Origin of the sequence: Bacteroides sp. MSK.20.82 (assembly GCF_019052485.1) — a bacterium.
Taxonomy (GTDB): domain Bacteria; phylum Bacteroidota; class Bacteroidia; order Bacteroidales; family Bacteroidaceae; genus Bacteroides; species Bacteroides thetaiotaomicron.
This window is the reverse complement of sequence record NZ_JAHQUN010000058.1, coordinates 1-17,201: the sequence shown is the minus strand read 5'-3', so window position 1 is coordinate 17,201 and position 17,201 is coordinate 1. Positions and strand designations below refer to the sequence as shown.

Annotated in this window: 13 protein-coding genes; 12 read left to right on the top strand and 1 reads right to left on the bottom strand. The window is 44.5% G+C overall.

The genetic code is table 11. The features are described 5' to 3' along the window. The first annotated feature begins 7 nt into the window (after nucleotides 1-7). The 5 genes from KTR07_RS24880 to KTR07_RS24860 all read left to right on the top strand — a co-directional run bounded on the left by KTR07_RS24880 (nucleotide 8) and on the right by KTR07_RS24860 (nucleotide 7,457). Complete coding sequence (locus tag KTR07_RS24880) at nucleotides 8-3,166, top strand: efflux RND transporter permease subunit (RefSeq protein ID WP_008762065.1); 3,159 nt, start codon at nucleotides 8-10, stop codon at nucleotides 3,164-3,166. A 12-nt stretch (nucleotides 3,167-3,178) separates the two neighbouring features. Further along, the gene (locus KTR07_RS24875) at nucleotides 3,179-3,472 is read left to right on the top strand and encodes a PG0541 family transporter-associated protein (protein ID WP_008762066.1); all 294 of its coding nucleotides are present in this window, start codon (nucleotides 3,179-3,181) and stop codon (nucleotides 3,470-3,472) included. A 221-nt stretch (nucleotides 3,473-3,693) separates the two neighbouring features. Then, entirely contained in the window at nucleotides 3,694-5,088 is a 1,395-nt protein-coding gene (locus KTR07_RS24870; protein WP_113748872.1) for an SGNH/GDSL hydrolase family protein, read from the top strand. After that, nucleotides 5,075-5,983, top strand: a complete 909-nt coding sequence (locus KTR07_RS24865) for an SGNH/GDSL hydrolase family protein (RefSeq protein ID WP_055221680.1) — start codon at nucleotides 5,075-5,077, stop codon at nucleotides 5,981-5,983. The genes KTR07_RS24870 and KTR07_RS24865 overlap by 14 nt, the downstream gene beginning before the upstream one ends. Beyond that, entirely contained in the window at nucleotides 5,970-7,457 is a 1,488-nt protein-coding gene (locus tag KTR07_RS24860) for an MBOAT family protein (RefSeq protein WP_055221682.1), read from the top strand. The genes KTR07_RS24865 and KTR07_RS24860 overlap by 14 nt, the downstream gene beginning before the upstream one ends. 66 nt (nucleotides 7,458-7,523) lie before the next feature. Here KTR07_RS24860 and KTR07_RS24855 read toward each other — a convergent pair whose 3' ends face one another. After that, nucleotides 7,524-7,706, bottom strand: a complete 183-nt coding sequence (locus KTR07_RS24855) for a hypothetical protein (RefSeq protein WP_147338187.1) — start codon at nucleotides 7,704-7,706, stop codon at nucleotides 7,524-7,526. A 104-nt stretch (nucleotides 7,707-7,810) separates the two neighbouring features. On the opposite strand from KTR07_RS24855, the gene KTR07_RS24850 reads away from it, so the two are divergent. The 7 genes from KTR07_RS24850 (at nucleotide 7,811) to KTR07_RS24820 (ending at nucleotide 15,117) form a co-directional block, all read left to right on the top strand. Then, complete coding sequence (locus KTR07_RS24850; protein ID WP_113748114.1) at nucleotides 7,811-10,816, top strand: DUF4982 domain-containing protein; 3,006 nt, start codon at nucleotides 7,811-7,813, stop codon at nucleotides 10,814-10,816. A 215-nt stretch (nucleotides 10,817-11,031) separates the two neighbouring features. Continuing rightward, nucleotides 11,032-12,045: an aldo/keto reductase gene (locus KTR07_RS24845; RefSeq protein ID WP_113748115.1), complete on the top strand. Its 1,014-nt coding sequence runs from the start codon at nucleotides 11,032-11,034 to the stop codon at nucleotides 12,043-12,045. Between the two features lie 285 nt (nucleotides 12,046-12,330). Then, a complete protein-coding gene (locus KTR07_RS24840; RefSeq protein ID WP_055221688.1) occupies nucleotides 12,331-12,780 on the top strand; it encodes a hypothetical protein in 450 nt (149 codons plus the stop codon). A 44-nt stretch (nucleotides 12,781-12,824) separates the two neighbouring features. Next, nucleotides 12,825-13,055, top strand: a complete 231-nt coding sequence (locus KTR07_RS28555) for a hypothetical protein (protein WP_081030631.1) — start codon at nucleotides 12,825-12,827, stop codon at nucleotides 13,053-13,055. A 98-nt stretch (nucleotides 13,056-13,153) separates the two neighbouring features. Continuing rightward, nucleotides 13,154-13,639, top strand: a complete 486-nt coding sequence (locus KTR07_RS24830; protein ID WP_008762073.1) for a hypothetical protein — start codon at nucleotides 13,154-13,156, stop codon at nucleotides 13,637-13,639. Nucleotides 13,640-13,661: 22 nt separating this feature from the next. Continuing rightward, nucleotides 13,662-14,294 (top strand): outer membrane beta-barrel protein, encoded by a 633-nt coding sequence (locus KTR07_RS24825; RefSeq protein WP_008762074.1) that lies wholly within the window; start codon nucleotides 13,662-13,664, stop codon nucleotides 14,292-14,294. 97 nt (nucleotides 14,295-14,391) lie between these two features. Continuing rightward, entirely contained in the window at nucleotides 14,392-15,117 is a 726-nt protein-coding gene (locus tag KTR07_RS24820) for a hypothetical protein (protein WP_113748116.1), read from the top strand. Nucleotides 15,118-17,201 lie beyond the last annotated feature (2,084 nt).

Sequence of the window (17,201 nt, the reverse complement as noted above, 5' to 3'; positions counted from 1 at the left end):
TAAAGAAATGAGTTTATACGAAGGTGCGGTTAAGAAACCGATTATGACCTCCCTCTGCTTTCTGGCAGTGGTGATTTTTGGTCTTTTCTCTTTGTCCAAGTTACCTATCGACTTGTATCCGGACATCGATACAAATACGATCATGGTAATGACCGCATATCCTGGCGCAAGTGCTTCGGATATAGAAAATAACGTTACCCGGCCGCTGGAGAATACCTTGAATGCGGTGAGTAACCTGAAACATATTACCTCTCGTTCTTCCGAGAATATGTCATTGATTACATTGGAGTTTGAGTTTGGTAATGATATTGACGTGCTGACGAATGATGTACGTGACAAACTCGACATGGTAAGCTCACAGCTGCCGGATGATGTCGAGAATCCGATCATCTTCAAGTTCAGTACGGACATGATTCCGATTGTATTGCTTTCGGTACAGGCCAATGAGAGCCAGGCCGCGCTTTACAAGATACTGGACGACCGTGTGGTTAACCCGTTGGCACGTATTCCCGGTGTGGGAACGGTGTCTATCAGTGGTGCGCCGCAGCGTGAGATTCAGGTATATTGCGACCCTAACAAACTGGAAGCTTATAACCTGAGCATTGAAACTATCAGCTCTATTATCGGAGCCGAAAACAAGAATATTCCGGGCGGTAACTTCGATATCGGTAGTGAGACGTATGCCCTCCGTGTGGAAGGGGAGTTTGATGATTCCCGCCAGTTGGCAGATATCGTAGTAGGTACGCACAATGGAGCGAATGTCTTCCTGCGTGATGTGGCCCGCATCGTGGATACGGTGGAAGAGCGTGCGCAGGAAACCTATAATAACGGTGTGCAGGGTGCGATGATTGTGGTTCAGAAGCAGTCGGGCGCCAACTCTGTAGAAATTTCCCGTAAGGTAGAAGAAGCGCTTCCGCGTTTGCAGAAGAACCTGCCGAGTGATGTGAAGCTGGGAGTGATTGTCGATACTTCCGATAATATCTTGAATACGATTGACAGTTTGGCAGAGACTGTAATGTATGCCTTGCTGTTCGTTGTGATCGTCGTGTTCCTGTTCCTGGGACGCTGGCGTGCGACATTGATTATCTGTATCACGATTCCGCTTTCGTTGATCGCCTCCTTTATCTATCTGGCGATTACCGGAAATACGATCAACATTATCTCACTGTCGTCTCTGTCTATTGCCATCGGTATGGTGGTGGATGATGCGATTGTGGTACTTGAAAACGTGACGACACATATTGAGCGTGGCTCGGACCCGAAACAGGCAGCAGTACATGGAACGAATGAGGTGGCTATTTCCGTAATCGCTTCTACGCTGACCATGATCGCTGTGTTCTTCCCGTTGACCATGGTAAGCGGTATGTCCGGTGTGCTCTTCAAACAGCTGGGCTGGATGATGTGTGCCATCATGTTTGTGTCTACCGTCGCGGCTCTGTCACTGACCCCGATGCTCTGTTCGCAATTACTTCGCCTGCAGAAGCGGCCGTCGAAGATGTTCAAGCTCTTCTTTACTCCGATAGAGAAAGCGTTGGACGCACTCGATACAGGTTATGCGAAAATGCTGAACTGGGCAGTTCGTCATCGTCCGGTTGTGATTGTGGGATGTATTGCTTTCTTCGTTGTCAGCTTGCTGTGTGCGAAAGGAATCGGTACGGAATTCTTCCCTGCACAGGATAATGCCCGTATTGCTGTTCAGCTTGAATTGCCGATCGGTACACGAAAAGAGATTGCTCAGGAACTTTCCGAGAAGCTGACTAACCAGTGGCTGACGAAGTATAAAGATATCATGAAGGTATGTAACTATACCGTAGGTCAGGCGGACTCGGATAATACGTGGGCTTCCATGCAGGACAACGGCTCGCACATTATTTCCTTCAACATCAGTCTGGTAGACCCGGGAGATCGTGATATCTCACTGGAAGCAGTCTGTGACGAGATGCGTCAGGACTTGAAAGGTTATCCGGAGTTCAGCAAGGCACAGGTTATTCTGGGAGGTAGTAATACAGGTATGTCTGCTCAGGCAAGTGCCGACTTTGAGATATACGGATACGATATGACGATGACTGATAGCGTAGCAGCCCGTTTGAAACGTGAGTTGCTGACCGTGAAAGGGGTGACCGAGGTGAACATCAGCCGTAGTGACTACCAGCCCGAGTATCAGGTTGATTTCGACCGTGAGAAGCTGGCGATGCACGGACTGAACCTGGCTACAGCCGGTAACTACTTGCGTAATCGTATCAATGGTGCCGTTGCTTCCAAATATCGTGAAGACGGGGATGAGTATGATATCAAAGTGCGCTATGCACCCGAATATCGTACAAGTCTGGAAAGCATCGAGAACATCCTTATTTATAATGCCAAAGGCGAGTCCGTGCGTGTAAAAGATGTCGGAAAGGTAGTCGAACGTTTTGCGCCTCCTACCATTGAGCGTAAAGACCGTGAACGTATCGTGACCGTATCCGCCGTTATCTCCGGTGCTCCGTTGGGTGACGTAGTGGCAGCAGGTAACAAGCTTATTGATAAGATGGATATTCCGGGAGAAATCACGATTCAGATTTCCGGTTCGTATGAAGACCAGCAGGATTCGTTCCGCGACTTGGGAACATTGGGTATCCTGATTGTCATTCTTGTATTCATCGTAATGGCAGCACAGTTCGAGTCTCTGACTTATCCGTTCATTATCATGTTCTCTCTGCCGTTTGCATTTAGTGGAGTCTTGATGGCGTTGTTCTTTACGGGCAGTACGCTGAGTGTAATGAGTTTGCTGGGAGGTATCATGCTGATCGGTATTGTGGTGAAGAACGGTATTGTGCTCATCGACTACATTACGCTCTGTCGAGAGCGGGGTATGGCGGTCATCAACTCTGTGGTGACATCCGGTAAGAGCCGTCTCCGTCCGGTATTGATGACAACAGCCACGACCGTTCTGGGTATGATCCCGATGGCTATCGGTGGCGGACAAGGTTCTGAGATGTGGAGTCCGATGGCGATTGCCGTAATCGGTGGTCTGACGGTATCTACTGTGTTGACACTCGTCCTGATTCCTACGCTGTACTGTGTATTTGCCGGAACAGGTATCAAGAACAGACGTCGTAAACTCCATCGCAAACGCGAACTGGATGTCTATTTCCAGGAACATAAAGATGAAATTATTAAGAAATAACAGAAAAGAAATATGAAATCAGTATTGATAACATTCGATCAGGCTTATTACGAACGGATCATGGCATTGCTCGACCGTCTGAACTGCCGTGGCTTTACATACCTTGAAAAGGTGCAGGGACGTGGCTCAAAGACAGGCGATCCGCACTTCGGTAGTCATGCCTGGCCCAGTATGTGTTCGGCTATCCTTACGGTGGTCGATGACAATAAAGTCGATCCGTTGCTGGATACACTGCATAAGATGGACTTGCAGACCGAACAGCTGGGATTACGTGCATTTGTATGGAACATTGAACGGACCATCTAGCGTTCGTACAGTGAATCAATAATCGGAAGGGAGAATCTATAAATAATGTAGATTCTCCCTTCTTTTTTCTTGCTTTTCCCTATCTTTGCAGCCTGAAAACGTCCGGCACCGATGAACTTGTGGTCCGGCACCGATGAGGCCTTCCTTCGGCACCGATGAGGAGGTGGCTCGGCACCGGATAAAAAACGAGGACTTAATGAGTGCTTATATCTACTTATAAGATGGAGATTATCAAGAACTACCTGAAATATTCGTTATGGCTTGTACTCATTGTGTTTGCAGCACTCTTTGGGTTGCACTGGCTTCCGGCTATAACGATCGACGGACACACGATGAGGCGTGTCGATCTTTTAAGCGATCTTCGCTATCCGAAGCAGGAAGTGGTGGTGGCCGATTCGGATACCATTCCTTTGCCTCCTGTCGTAAAGCCGGTTTTTGTCGATACCTGTCGTGCGGGCATGACTTGTATTGAAGATTACGGTGACTCTACCCGTCGCGGCATGGCTTCTTTTTATGAAGCGCTCGACCGTACTTCTTCTTCTCATCCGGATCATGACGGGCTGGTGCGTATCGCCGTTTTCGGTGATTCATTTATAGAGGCGGATATCTTTACGGCTGATTTACGTGAAATGCTTCAGAAGCGGTTTGGCGGTTGCGGTGTCGGATTTGTCACAATTACTTCGATGACGAGCGGGTATCGTCCTACCGTGCGGCATACTTTCGGCGGATGGTCCAGTCATGCGGTGACGGACAGTGTGTATTTCGATAAAAAGAAACAGGGTATTTCCGGACACTACTTTATTCCCCGTGAAGGGGCATACGTTGAGTTGAGGGGGCAAAGCAAATATGCTTCGCTGCTTGATACCTGTCAGCAGGCTTCTATTTTCTTCTATAATAAAGATTCCGTTCATCTTACTGCCCGTGTGAATCGGGGGGAGAGTAAGAACTACTCTTTAGGACCTTCGGGCGATTTGCAGAAGATTTCCGTTGAAGGACGTATCGGCTCTGTCCGGTGGACGGTAGATCGTGCCGATTCTACGCTGTTCTATGGCTTGGCGATGGATGGTAAGAAAGGAATCATTCTTGATAATTTCTCCTTGCGAGGCAGTTCCGGCTTATCGTTGCGGGGGATTCCGCAACAAATGCTGCGTCAGTTTAACGAGCAGCGTCCTTATGATCTGATTATTCTTGAATACGGATTGAATGTGGCTACCAAACGGGGGCGCATTTATGATAACTATCAGAAGGGACTGCTCACTTCTATCGAACATCTGAAGAATTGTTTTCCACAGGCGAGTATTTTGCTGTTAAGTGTCGGCGACCGTGATTATAAGACGGAAGATGGCGAACTTCGTACCATGCCGGGAGTCAAGAATCTGATTCGCTATCAGCAGAACATTGCTGCCGAAAGCGGCATCGCTTTCTGGAATATGTTTGAAGCGATGGGAGGCGAAGGCAGTATGGCGAACCTCGTACATGCCAAACCTTCGATGGCGAACTACGATTATACTCATATCAACTTCCGGGGAGGCAAACACCTGGCAGGACTGCTCTATGAAACATTGATATACGGTAAGGAACAATATGACAGGAGGCGTGCTTATGAGCAAGAATAACCTGTTGCTGGGCTTTATCTTGGGGGTACTTGGAACTTTCTTTCTTCTTCCGGCAGGAAAGGCGCAAGACCGTATCCCTGCCTGTCCTCCACTGGGGAAGACCTTGAAAATGATAAAACCTTTGCGGGAAATGAATTGGGCGAATGATACCATCGCCGTGCAGACTTCTTTTCCTTCCGCTTTCCGCGAAACCGGAAGGAATGAAATAATCGACAGCATTGCTCTGCTGACACCCGTGTTTGAACGTCTCCGTCAGGTACGTGCCGGACTTTCCGAAGATACGGTGCGTATTCTCCATATCGGAGACAGTCACGTACGCGGGCACATCTATCCGCAGACTACGGGAACGCTGCTGAAAGAAACCTTTGGTGCTGTCTCTTATACCGATATGGGGGTGAACGGGGCTACCTGTCTGACGTTTACCCATCCGGGACGTATTGCCGAGATTGCAGCCATGAAGCCGGAACTGCTGATTCTGTCCTTCGGAACCAACGAAAGTCATAACCGGCGATATAACGTCAACCTGCACTATAATCAGATGGACGAACTTGTCAAACTGTTGCGCGACAGCCTTCCCGATGTCCCTATTCTTCTCACCACACCTCCGGGTTCTTACGAAAGTTTCCGGCAAAGGCGGCGGAAACGTACGTACGCCATCAATCCCCGGACGGCTACGGCAGCAGAAACAATCCGCCGTTATGCCAAAGATCATCGTCTGCTCGTGTGGGATATGTACGATGTAGTAGGGGGCAAGCGCCGTGCCTGTACCAACTGGACGGAAGCGAAATTGATGCGTCCCGATCATGTGCATTATTTACCTGAGGGATATATCCTGCAAGGAAATTTATTATACCAAGCCATTATTCAAGCTTATAACGATTATGTTTCCCATTGATATTGATTTCAGCCGGTTAAAAGAGGTGCTTACCTACGATCCGCAGGCACCTATGATATTCAGCAGTGGTATCTTCCTTTGGCTGTTTGCCGCCTTTATGATCGTGTACACCTTGTTGCAGCGTCAGTATACGGCCCGTATTCTGTTTGTGACGCTTTTCTCTTATTACTTTTATTATAAGAGCAGCGGCACTTACTTTTTCCTGCTGGCGCTGGTCACGGTTTGCGACTTTCTGCTGGCGCAATGGATGGACCGTACCGAAGGACGCTGGAAGCGTAAAGGCCTGGTGACTCTGAGTTTGGGAGTCAATCTGGGGCTTCTTGCCTACTTTAAATATACTAATTTTCTGGGTGGAGTGATTGCCTCGTTGATGGGAGGAGAATTTACGGCGCTTGATATATTCCTGCCTGTAGGAATCTCATTCTTCACTTTCCAGTCATTAAGCTATACCATTGACGTTTACCGGAAAGACATCAAGCCATTGACCAACATACTGGATTACGCGTTTTATGTATCCTTCTTTCCGCAGCTGGTGGCCGGACCGATTGTGCGTGCCCGTGACTTTATTCCGCAAATCCGGAAACCGCTTTTCGTTTCTCAGGAGATGTTCGGACGGGGGATTTTCCTTATTCTCTCCGGTTTGTTCAAGAAAGCAATCATTTCCGATTATATCAGTGTCAACTTCGTGGAGCGTATCTTTGATAATCCGACCCTTTATTCCGGTCTCGAGAATCTGATGGGAGTATACGGATATGCTTTGCAGATTTACTGTGACTTCTCCGGATATAGCGATATGGCTATCGGTATCGCTCTGCTGCTGGGCTTTCATTTTAATCTCAACTTTAATTCTCCTTATAAGTCCGCCTCTATTACTGAATTTTGGCGGCGTTGGCATATCTCATTGTCCAGTTGGTTGCGCGATTACCTGTACATATCCTTGGGAGGAAACCGGAAAGGTAAGTTCCGGCAGTATCTGAATCTGATTATTACCATGTTTTTGGGCGGATTGTGGCACGGAGCTTCCTGGAACTTTGTGCTTTGGGGAACATTTCACGGCATCGCTTTGGCGGCGCATAAGATGTGGATGTCCATCACCGGTCGTAAGAAAGGGGAACAAAGTCATGGCTGGCGTCGTGTATTCGGCATCATTATCACTTTCCACTTTGTCTGTTTCTGCTGGATATTCTTCCGTAATGCTGATTTTCAGAACTCGATGGATATGTTGAGACAGATATTCACCACTTTTCGTCCGCAGCTTTTTCCACAATTGATCGAAGGATACTGGCGCGTGTTTGCCTTGATGCTGCTCGGCTTTCTGCTTCATTTCACTCCGGATAGTTGGGAGAATGCTGCTTGCCGTGGAGTCATTCGCTTGCCGTTCTTAGGGAAAGCTCTGCTGATGGTGGCTCTGATTTATCTGGTCATTCAGATGAAGAGTTCGGAGATTCAGCCGTTTATTTATTTCCAGTTTTAGCTTTCTTTCCACACAGTTTTGTTCATTACCATACGGTTTTGAGCTAAATGATAGTCGGTTCTATCTTCAATTCTCCTCCTTCGGGAAGGAGGAGTACCCGTAGGGGGAGGTGGTAGGTGAATACATAATCCTGTCATTTACAAAGAAATAGGTATAAACATTGTTTTTCCTACCACCTCGGTCTGCGACCACTCCTCCTTCCCGAAGGAGGAGAATGGAGTTACTATTGTGTACTACTGTTTGATTCATTCCTTTGCAGTTATGAACAAATCTCTATGCAATCTGTATTTTAGTCTATGGACATATGTAATATTTTGCACTAGCTTTGCCACGAACAGATAAATAGACATACTATGAGACATAGAATCCTCTTTTTCTTTTTGGCTTTTATCGGAATAAGCCAGTTCGTGACATCGTCTGATGTCCGTAATAAATATAACTTCAATTCAGACTGGTTGCTTAATGTGGGCGATGTTCCCGAGGCAAAGCAGCCGCGTTTTTCTGATTCGGAGTGGAAGAAAGTGACTTTACCGCATGCCTTCAATGAAGATGAGGCTTTCCGCCTGAGCATTGATGAGCTGACCGATACGATTATGTGGTATCGGAAACATTTCCGTCTGCCTGCCGACAGCAAGAATAAGAAAGTTTTTGTAGAGTTTGAAGGAGTCCGTCAAGGGGCGGATTTCTATATAAATGGTCAGAATGTCGGCCTGCACGAGAATGGTGTCATGGCTGTCGGTTTTGATCTGACTCCTTATATTAAGTACGGGCAGGAAAATGTAATCGCAGTCCGCATCGACAATGACTGGAATTATAAAGAACGGGCGACGGGCACGAAATACCAGTGGAGCAATAAGAACTTTAATGCCAATTATGGCGGTATCCCCAAAAATGTATGGCTGCACGTCACCGACCGTCTGTATCAGACTTTACCTTTATATAGTAATCTCAAAACGACCGGAGTCTACATCTATGCCGAAGACATCCGTGTGAAATCGCGCAAGGCCATTATCCATGCGGAATCTGAAATCAGAAACGAATATAACCGTGATAAGCACGTTTCCTATCAAGTAGAACTGATAGACCGTGACGGCACATCCGTCCAAACATTCGAAGGAACAAAGGCGGTAGTGAAACCGGGTGAAACAATCACGCTGAAAGCGGCATCCGAAGTGGATAACCTGCATTTCTGGAGCTGGGGATATGGCTATCTGTATACAGTAAAGACAAGCTTGTGGGTAGATGGCAGGAAAGTAGACGAAGTTGCCACCCGCACCGGATTCCGTAAAACGCGCTTCGGTAAAGGAATGATCTGGCTGAATGACCGTGTCATTCAGATGAAGGGCTTTGCCCAGCGGACAAGCAATGAATGGCCGGGAGTCGGGATGAGCGTACCTGCCTGGCTGAGCGATTATAGCAATCATCTGATGGTGGAGGGCAATGCGAACCTCGTGCGCTGGATGCATGTCACCCCGTGGAAACAGGATATTGAGTCGTGCGACCGTGTAGGATTGATTCAGGCTATGCAGGCGGGAGATGCCGAAAAAGATTGTGAAGGACGTCAGTGGGAACAGCGTACGGAATTGATGCGCGACGCCATCATCTATAACCGCAATAATCCGAGTATCATATTTTATGAATGCGGCAATGAGTCCATCAGTCGTGAACACATGATTGAGATGAAAGCGATACGTGATTTGTACGACCCTCACGGCGGTCGTGCAATCGGTTCCCGTGAAATGCTGGACATCCGCGAAGCGGAATATGGAGGCGAAATGCTGTATATCAATAAGAGTGCGCATCATCCGATGTGGGCAATGGAGTATTGCCGTGACGAGGGATTGCGCAAATACTGGGATGATTATTCCTATCCTTATCACAAGGATGGAGACGGCAGCAATTCTTATAAGTCCACCGTTACCAACAAAGTACAGAAGAAAGTGGATGCCCGTGTCTACAACCGTAATCAGGATTCCTTTACCATCGAAAATATCATTCGCTGGTTCGATTACTGGCGAGAACGTCCGGGAACGGGTGACCGTGTAAGTTCGGGTGGCGTGAAGATAATCTTCTCCGATACCAATACGCACTATCGCGGAGTAGAAAATTATCGTCGTAGCGGAGTAACCGACGCCATGCGTATTCCTAAAGATCCTTTCTTTGCACATCAGGTGATGTGGGACGGCTGGGTAGATACGGAATGTCCTCGCATCTATATCGTCGGTCATTGGAATTATAATGACACGGTAGTGAAACCGGTATATGTCGTATCGAGTGCCGATAAAGTAGAATTATTTCTGAATGGTAAGTCTTTGGGCTATGGTGAACGGGATTATCATTTTCTGTATACCTTCAAAGATATCGCTTTCGTACCGGGCAAACTGGAGGCCGTAGGATACGACGAAAACGGAAAAGAATGTTGCCGTACTCAGTTGCAGACCGCAGGCAAGCCGGAACAGATTCAATTGAGTTTCATCCAGAGTCCCGAAGGATGGAAAGCGGATGGTGCCGATATGGTATTGCTTCAGGTAGAAGTCATGGATAAAGACGGCAACCGTTGTCCGCTGGCAAATGACTTGATACACTTTGAAGTAGAAGGACCTGCTGAATGGCGTGGCGGTATCGCACAAGGAGAAAATAATTATATCCTTTCAAAAGACTTGCCGGTAGAATGCGGCATCAATCGTGCTTTGATCCGTTCGCTCACTACTGCCGGAAACGTCCGTATCACAGCGAAGGCCGACGGATTGAAATCAGCAGAAATCAGCCTTACTTCCTCACCTGTCGAAGTGAAAAACGGTTTGAGTAGCTATATCCCCGGTGATGAACTCGAAGGCAGGCTGACTCGTGGTGAGACTCCGCAGACTCCTTCATACAAGGTCTCAAAAGTGGATGTCGGTATCGTTTCCGCCATTGCCGGAGCCAATAATGAGAATACAGTCAACAGTTTCGATGATAATGAACTGAGCGAATGGCGGAATGACGGGAAGGCAGCTACCGCATGGATTACCTATAAGTTGGAACGTGCCGCACGGGTGGATGAAGTTTGTATGAAACTGACCGGATGGCGTATGCGCAGTTATCCGCTGGAGATATATGCAGGCAAAGAACTGATATGGAGCGGAGATACGGATAAGAGTCTGGGATACGTCCACTTGGATGTAAAACCGGTACTGACCAATGAAATTACCATCCGGCTGAAGGGTACAAGCAAAGAAGGAGATGCCTTCGGCCAAATAGTAGAAGTTGCCGCCCCCGTTGCCAATGAACTGGATTTGTTTAAAGCGAAGGATGGGGACAAGACCGGGCATGAATTGCGTATTGTAGAAATAGAGTTCAAGGAGAACTTGTTGAAATAGTTTTTTTAGGGTTTGTATGACTGGTTTTCCAAGGACCGTCCATCGTACTGTCAGTATAGTGACATCATCTGTCTTCTTTGATCAGAATGTGTCTCCTTTACTGGCAGACTGAAGGACGTTGTTCCTTGATTTCAACCTTTGAATTTAGCAATAAGATGGAACGTTATTAAAATATTTTCTCTTTCTTTGCAATAACGAAAAAAACATTGAACCTTATGGATTACCCATTGAATAATCAGCCGGCTACTGATCGCTACGATCGGATGCAATATAAATACTGTGGCAAGAGTGGCTTGCAACTGCCTCTCATCTCTTTAGGATTGTGGCATAACTTCGGTAGCGTAGATAACTTTAGTGTAGCGACCGACATGATTAAATATGCCTTCGACCATGGCATCACCCATTTCGATCTTGCTAATAACTATGGCCCTGTGCCGGGAAGTGCCGAAACTAATTTCGGACGGATTCTCAAAGAAAACTTCCGGGGATACCGGGATGAGATAATAATCTCCTCCAAAGCCGGACATGATATGTGGGCAGGACCTTATGGCGGTAACAGTTCCCGCAAAAACCTGATGGCAAGCATCGATCAGAGTCTGCGCCGGACAGGACTGGAGTATTTTGATATCTTTTATAGTCATCGCTATGACGGAGTTACTCCGGTAGAAGAAACCATTCAAACGTTGATTGATATTGTAAAGCAAGGGAAAGCTCTGTATATCGGAATTTCAAAATATCCTCCTCAGCAAGCGAGGATTGCCTATGAAATGATGGCAAAAGCAGGCGTTCCTTGTCTTATCAGCCAGTATCGTTATAGTATGTTCGACCGTGCGGTTGAGGCTGAAAGCCTTCCTCTGGCTGCCGAATATGGTTCCGGCTTTATCGCCTTTTCTCCTTTGGCGCAAGGATTACTGACGGATAAATACCTGAATGGTATCCCCGAAGGCTCACGTGCGGCACGTCCTTCCACTTTTCTGCAACGCTCGCAAGTGACGCCTGAAAAGGTGGAGGCTGCCCGGCAATTGAATGAAATCGCCCGTCACCGTGGACAGACGCTGGCGGAAATGGCTTTGGCATGGGTGCTGAGAGACGAACGGATGACATCGGTCATAGTAGGAGCGAGTTCAGTGAATCAGCTGGCAGACAATTTGCAGGCTTTAAACCAGTTGGAATTTACTGCTGAAGAATTAAACGGGATAGAACGAATACTTAACTTACATAGGGCTTAATCTTTTTGTACAATTCTATCTTCGCGTAAGGTATCTTGGATTATCTAAAATAATATATTATGGCATTCTTGAAAAGGTAAACAAAGAATAGGGAAGTATTTATCAATATTCTCCGAGATTGCACAACAAAAATAGACATAATAAACATCTTTTTAAAGAGAATGATCCTCCTTTTTGACCATTTAATCACAAACTGGCATTTTAGCTAAAAAATGTTGATATTGATTTTATTATATTTGCACTCAATGTATTAATAGATAAAAATAATAGCTAAAATTATTGTGTATGAGAAAGATTTTAATAACGTCCGGTCTTGCACTGGTCATGTGCTGCTTGCTTTTTGCAGCGTGTAGTAAGGATGATGACACAGATGTAAACACTGCGTCCGTTACTGGATATTGGATTTGTTACTATCAGTGTTGGAGTGAGGATGGCGAAACTTGGGAAAGCAGCTATGACGATGATGACTACTACATATATTTTAGTAATCACCCAGCAGAAGATGGTAAGTACGAAGGAGACATAGACAGTGGGAGTGACCAGCTTCTGGAACGGATGGGACATCATTCTTTCGCCTGGACTATATCCGGTAACAAAATTAAGGTAATGTGGAGTACAACTTGGACTGAAGAATGGCAGGTCAAGTCTCTCAAAGGTGATGAAATGACGCTTCAATGGAAAGACGAAGAAGTTGACTATACAATTATTGCCAAGTTCAAGAAACGGTCTGAGTAGTGATAGCCCAGATAGTTATTGGTATGTGCATAGACAAAAATAGTATGATTCATGCGGGGCAACTTATTGAACGCACGCTCCACCAACAGGGACGTACGGTCACTTGGTTTGCTTCGCAGTTGTGCTGTACCCGCCCGAATGTTTATAAAATATTTAGAAAAGAGAATATCGACATCCATCTTCTTTGGCGTATCTCTTGTATTCTCGGTCATGATTTTTTTCGTGACTTGTCTGATAGAATTAGTAATGGAAGTTTTTCGGATGTCTCCAAATAGGATACGGTTTCGTGTCGTTATTGGAACTATTGTTTCTCCTATTAGTATATTTCTTTCGCATACCTTTGCGGCATATTAACATAAAATCACAAAAGAATATGAAAAAGCTGATTCTAATTATGATGCTGGTTTTCGGTTGTGTCATTGGGACGTATGCGCAAAAGACTGTCTTTAAGTTTCGTGATGCGCAGGCACGTGCCGGAGATGCAGTAACCGAAGTTTGTGTAAAGCCTACAGTTGTAGAGGTGAAAATTCTTGAAGAGAAAGGACGAATAAAGGATGTATGGACACTGAGCAGAGAAGAGGTGGAAGTTGCTATGAAAGGTGAACTTGATAACATCCGTGCATGGGGAACTTATTTGTCCACTATCAAGAACGATTGTGATGTAATCATGGGAGCCACTTTTAAAATAGAGGATGATGAAAAGTCGGGAGGATATACGGTTACGGTCGTAGGTTATCCGGGCGTGTTCACCAACTGGCATACTGCCACGACAGAAGATTACGAATGGATACGTATCCAGAAACTTTCGGGTGCCGATGATAGAACCAAAATAGCACCTGTCATAAAGAACAAGAATTAATAACCAAAAAACATAGACAATAATGAAAAAAGTATTATCAATTGTTGCTGCGCTTTTGTTGTGCGTAGGAACACAGGCACAGATTGTATCATCCAGAAGTGCAATCGTCAAGACTCAAAAGCAAGCGAGTAACACACAATGGTTCCTGCGTGCAGGCCTGAACATCATGAACCTCAACGGTGACGGAGTTGAAGCGGATTCAAACATTGGCTACAATGCTACATTCGGCTATCAAAAGCCTATGGGCGGTGCCGGAGCATATTGGGGAATGGAATTCGGCCTCGGTTCCCGTGGGTTTAAAGCCGATGAAATGAAATGTATCGCACACAATATTCAATATTCACCGTTCACTTTCGGATGGAAAATTGGAGTAGCGGACAATCTTAGCATCGATCCGCATCTGGGTGTTTTTGCCAGTTATGACTATACCAGCAAAATGAAAGAAAGTGGTGAAAGCATCAGCTGGGGAGATTTTGCAGATTATCTGGAAGTGGATTACAATCATTTCGATGCTGGTATGAATATTGGCGTAGGACTGTGGTATGACCGTTTCAATCTGGATTTCACTTATCAGCGTGGATTCATTGATGTATTTTCCGATCTCGATGGAATCAAGACTAGTAACTTTATGATCCGTCTGGGTATTGCTTTCTAATTGAGACACATATTTTAATCATATAAATTTCAGCATTTGCGCTCTTTTCTATTTGATGGGAAAGACGTGAATGCTGTTTTCTTAAACATAGCGACGTATGATAACAAGACTGAGACTTTGGGTAATTGTATTATTATTGAGTGGAGTATTGCCCTCTTTGATTGCACAAACTTTTACTGAACAAAAGAATACTTATCCGCTCAGTGCGGACGGCAGCAAATATGTAGTCAACGGATTTATTCCTTTCAGTTCGATGAACGATGAAAGTATTTATGCTAATGCTCTGTTGTGGACTATTAAAAATGTTTGCCCTGCACAGCGTGACGGAATAACAGAAGTGAGCGTTTCTGCCAAGAGTTTTAGTTGTAACTTGGTGCTTACTTCCCAAGCGGATGCCAAACAAAAGAATATGTACTATTGTACAGCCCAATTTCAGGTAAAAGATGGGAAGCTGGTCTATTATCTTTCCAATATTCAGATAGAATCATCGGTGGTTATAATGAAGAAAGTCACTCCGATGGAAAAACTACAACCTGAGAAGAAGCCTTCTCACAAGGAAACTATGGATGACTTTGTGCAAATAGAATCGCAGATGCTGAACAAACTGTTTGATTTTGTCAGCACAAACCAGCTTTCTCCTATCACCCATTGGAATGAAATAAATATCGGTAAACCGGTAAAGGGGATGACGGAAGATGAATGCCTGCTGGCTTTTGGCAAACCGCAAACAATCTCAGAATCAAATGGTGAAGTGCAATGGATGTATTCCAGCTCTTTCTATCTTTTTTTCAAAAACGGGTGCGTGGAAACGATTATAAAATAAAGAAAAGAAGTAATCCCGAAATTGCTTCTCGTGTCTTATCATCTCTCTATTGATCGGCTATTGTGTATGTCTTTGGTAAGAGGAAGGCAGGGTGTGTGTGATAAAATGATCTGATAAGTAGTGAGGATTTACTAGAAATTCTATCGCCCTTATGATGAACTTGAACTTGGGGAGTTGTAATTTGCTGTTGATGTTTATTGTTTTAGTAATACTTCCTGTTGTTAAATTTAAAACTTTAATAATAAGCTTATTATCTTTTTTTTCTTTGATGATAATATTCCTGTATCATTTATAGGAATATATGCAGTTTCTAAGCCTGCTATTACTAGTTGAAAGGATAATAAAAGTGTTGGGTATTTGGGACTTACTTTCGATATTTTGTTATTATATATTTGTGCGCATTGAATCTTTGTTTATCTTAAAGCGGAACTTATATTTGAGATAAACAAAGGTTCTATTTGAAATGAACATACATTTTGCTTTATTCTCTTTACGCTCCACAGTGATTTGATATCCGTTTTGCCCTCATGCTCTAACAGATTGTCTGTATGTCTTTATTCATCGTAGTTTCAGGTATGGCAGCAATTGTGGTAGCAGGTATGAGAGCAAACGTTTGCTCTCACTCTTCCATGTATCATTATCTGTCATTTGTTTGATATTGTCATTTGATTTACAGTGTGTTAATATCTGAGGTATCAATTATTAACGATTGATGTTTCAGACATTAATAATTGAGAAATCAGTCTTTAATGGTTGATAACTCATCTGTTTTTGAGTGATAAGTGATTTATTGTTTCTTGGAAGAGCAGGTTAATCGAACAGTTGGTGCGGTCAAGTTAATTGAATCATATAAGTAAGGCATCAGTTCCTGCCTTGTTTCACTCATTCCCTACGCTTGAAGCACTGTTTTCAAGCGTCCGAAACCTTGTTTTCAAGGCTTTGAAACTTTAGTTTCAAGCCGATGGAACTCTAGTTCCAAGCTGGAGAAACAAAAGTTTCAAACGGGAGAAACTAAAAAGCTCTATATAGACCAACAGCCCATAAGTAACCATTGAAAACAAGGCAGTGTGACAGCAAAGTTTGCCGTCACACTGCCATCACCTACTGCCGTCACCTCATTAATCACTCATATTCAAATTATTATCCCCAACAACGTGACAGATGACAGCAATTTATAGTTTTTTATTTTTATAGAGAGCCTGGCTGACACGTAAGTAGGTGGTGACTAACAAGTCGATTCTATCTTAAATCTCCTCCTTCTGGAAGGAGGAGTGGTCGCAGACCGAGGTGGTAGGATAAATAATGTTTGTTCCTATTTCTTTGTAAATGATAGAGTAATGTATTCACCTACCACCTCCCCCTATTTCCTCTTCATTTCCCTGGTGCATCCACTTGGGCTCGCCCTGCCTAACGCGCGTGTGAATATAATAATGTGCATGCCTTTCCTCTGTTCCTCCTGTATCCGAGAAAAATATGTTCTACAACATCCTTATGATTCAACACTTTAGCGAGTCTTTTCAAAAATAATTCAAAAAAAGAGTGATTTAAGTTTGGAGTATATTTGAAAAGGGGCTACTTTTGCACCCGCTTTCCAAGAGAAGAAAGCCTTGATAAATTGACTTAGTGTAAAAGCAAGTGTCTGCTTAACCATAAGAACAAAAAAACTTCCGATAAAGTTTGGAAGATAAAGCTAAAAGTTCTTATCTTTGCAGTCCGATTCGCAAAGAAAAGGTGTTACGCTTTTCTTCTTTACCTTCTTTCCCTTTCGCTAAGAGAGCCTGAAAAACGATAGAAAAAGAAAAACGAAAAAAAACTTCCGAAAATATTTGGTAGTTAAAATAAAACCCCTTACCTTTGCACCCGCTTTTAAAACGAAAGCAAGATGTTCTTTGAAATATTGATAAACAATACAAGTAGTACAAGAAAAAAATAGAACCGTCAATACTTGTCTTATATGTAGTAATATGTATGAGTCATAAGGTATTAATGAAGTCAATAAATTGTACGGCATCCTGAACAGAGCAAAAAGCAGCAGCAATGCTGATTAACAATACTTTTACAATGAAGAGTTTGATCCTGGCTCA

What these genes read in the sequence shown, in the direction of transcription:
- KTR07_RS24865 (WP_055221680.1), top strand. Translation starts at nt 5,075, where the DNA reads ATGAGCAAGAATAACCTGTTGCTGGGCTTTATCTTGGGGGTACTTGGA.
- KTR07_RS24850 (WP_113748114.1), top strand. Translation starts at nt 7,811, where the DNA reads ATGAGACATAGAATCCTCTTTTTCTTTTTGGCTTTTATCGGAATAAGC.
- KTR07_RS24875 (WP_008762066.1), top strand. Translation starts at nt 3,179, where the DNA reads ATGAAATCAGTATTGATAACATTCGATCAGGCTTATTACGAACGGATC.
- KTR07_RS24820 (WP_113748116.1), top strand. Translation starts at nt 14,392, where the DNA reads ATGATAACAAGACTGAGACTTTGGGTAATTGTATTATTATTGAGTGGA.
- KTR07_RS24870 (WP_113748872.1), top strand. Translation starts at nt 3,694, where the DNA reads ATGGAGATTATCAAGAACTACCTGAAATATTCGTTATGGCTTGTACTC.
- KTR07_RS24845 (WP_113748115.1), top strand. Translation starts at nt 11,032, where the DNA reads ATGGATTACCCATTGAATAATCAGCCGGCTACTGATCGCTACGATCGG.
- KTR07_RS24880 (WP_008762065.1), top strand. Translation starts at nt 8, where the DNA reads ATGAGTTTATACGAAGGTGCGGTTAAGAAACCGATTATGACCTCCCTC.
- KTR07_RS24840 (WP_055221688.1), top strand. Translation starts at nt 12,331, where the DNA reads ATGAGAAAGATTTTAATAACGTCCGGTCTTGCACTGGTCATGTGCTGC.
- KTR07_RS24830 (WP_008762073.1), top strand. Translation starts at nt 13,154, where the DNA reads ATGAAAAAGCTGATTCTAATTATGATGCTGGTTTTCGGTTGTGTCATT.
- KTR07_RS24860 (WP_055221682.1), top strand. Translation starts at nt 5,970, where the DNA reads ATGTTTCCCATTGATATTGATTTCAGCCGGTTAAAAGAGGTGCTTACC.
- KTR07_RS24855 (WP_147338187.1), bottom strand. Translation starts at nt 7,706, where the DNA reads ATGAATCAAACAGTAGTACACAATAGTAACTCCATTCTCCTCCTTCGG.
- KTR07_RS28555 (WP_081030631.1), top strand. Translation starts at nt 12,825, where the DNA reads ATGATTCATGCGGGGCAACTTATTGAACGCACGCTCCACCAACAGGGA.
- KTR07_RS24825 (WP_008762074.1), top strand. Translation starts at nt 13,662, where the DNA reads ATGAAAAAAGTATTATCAATTGTTGCTGCGCTTTTGTTGTGCGTAGGA.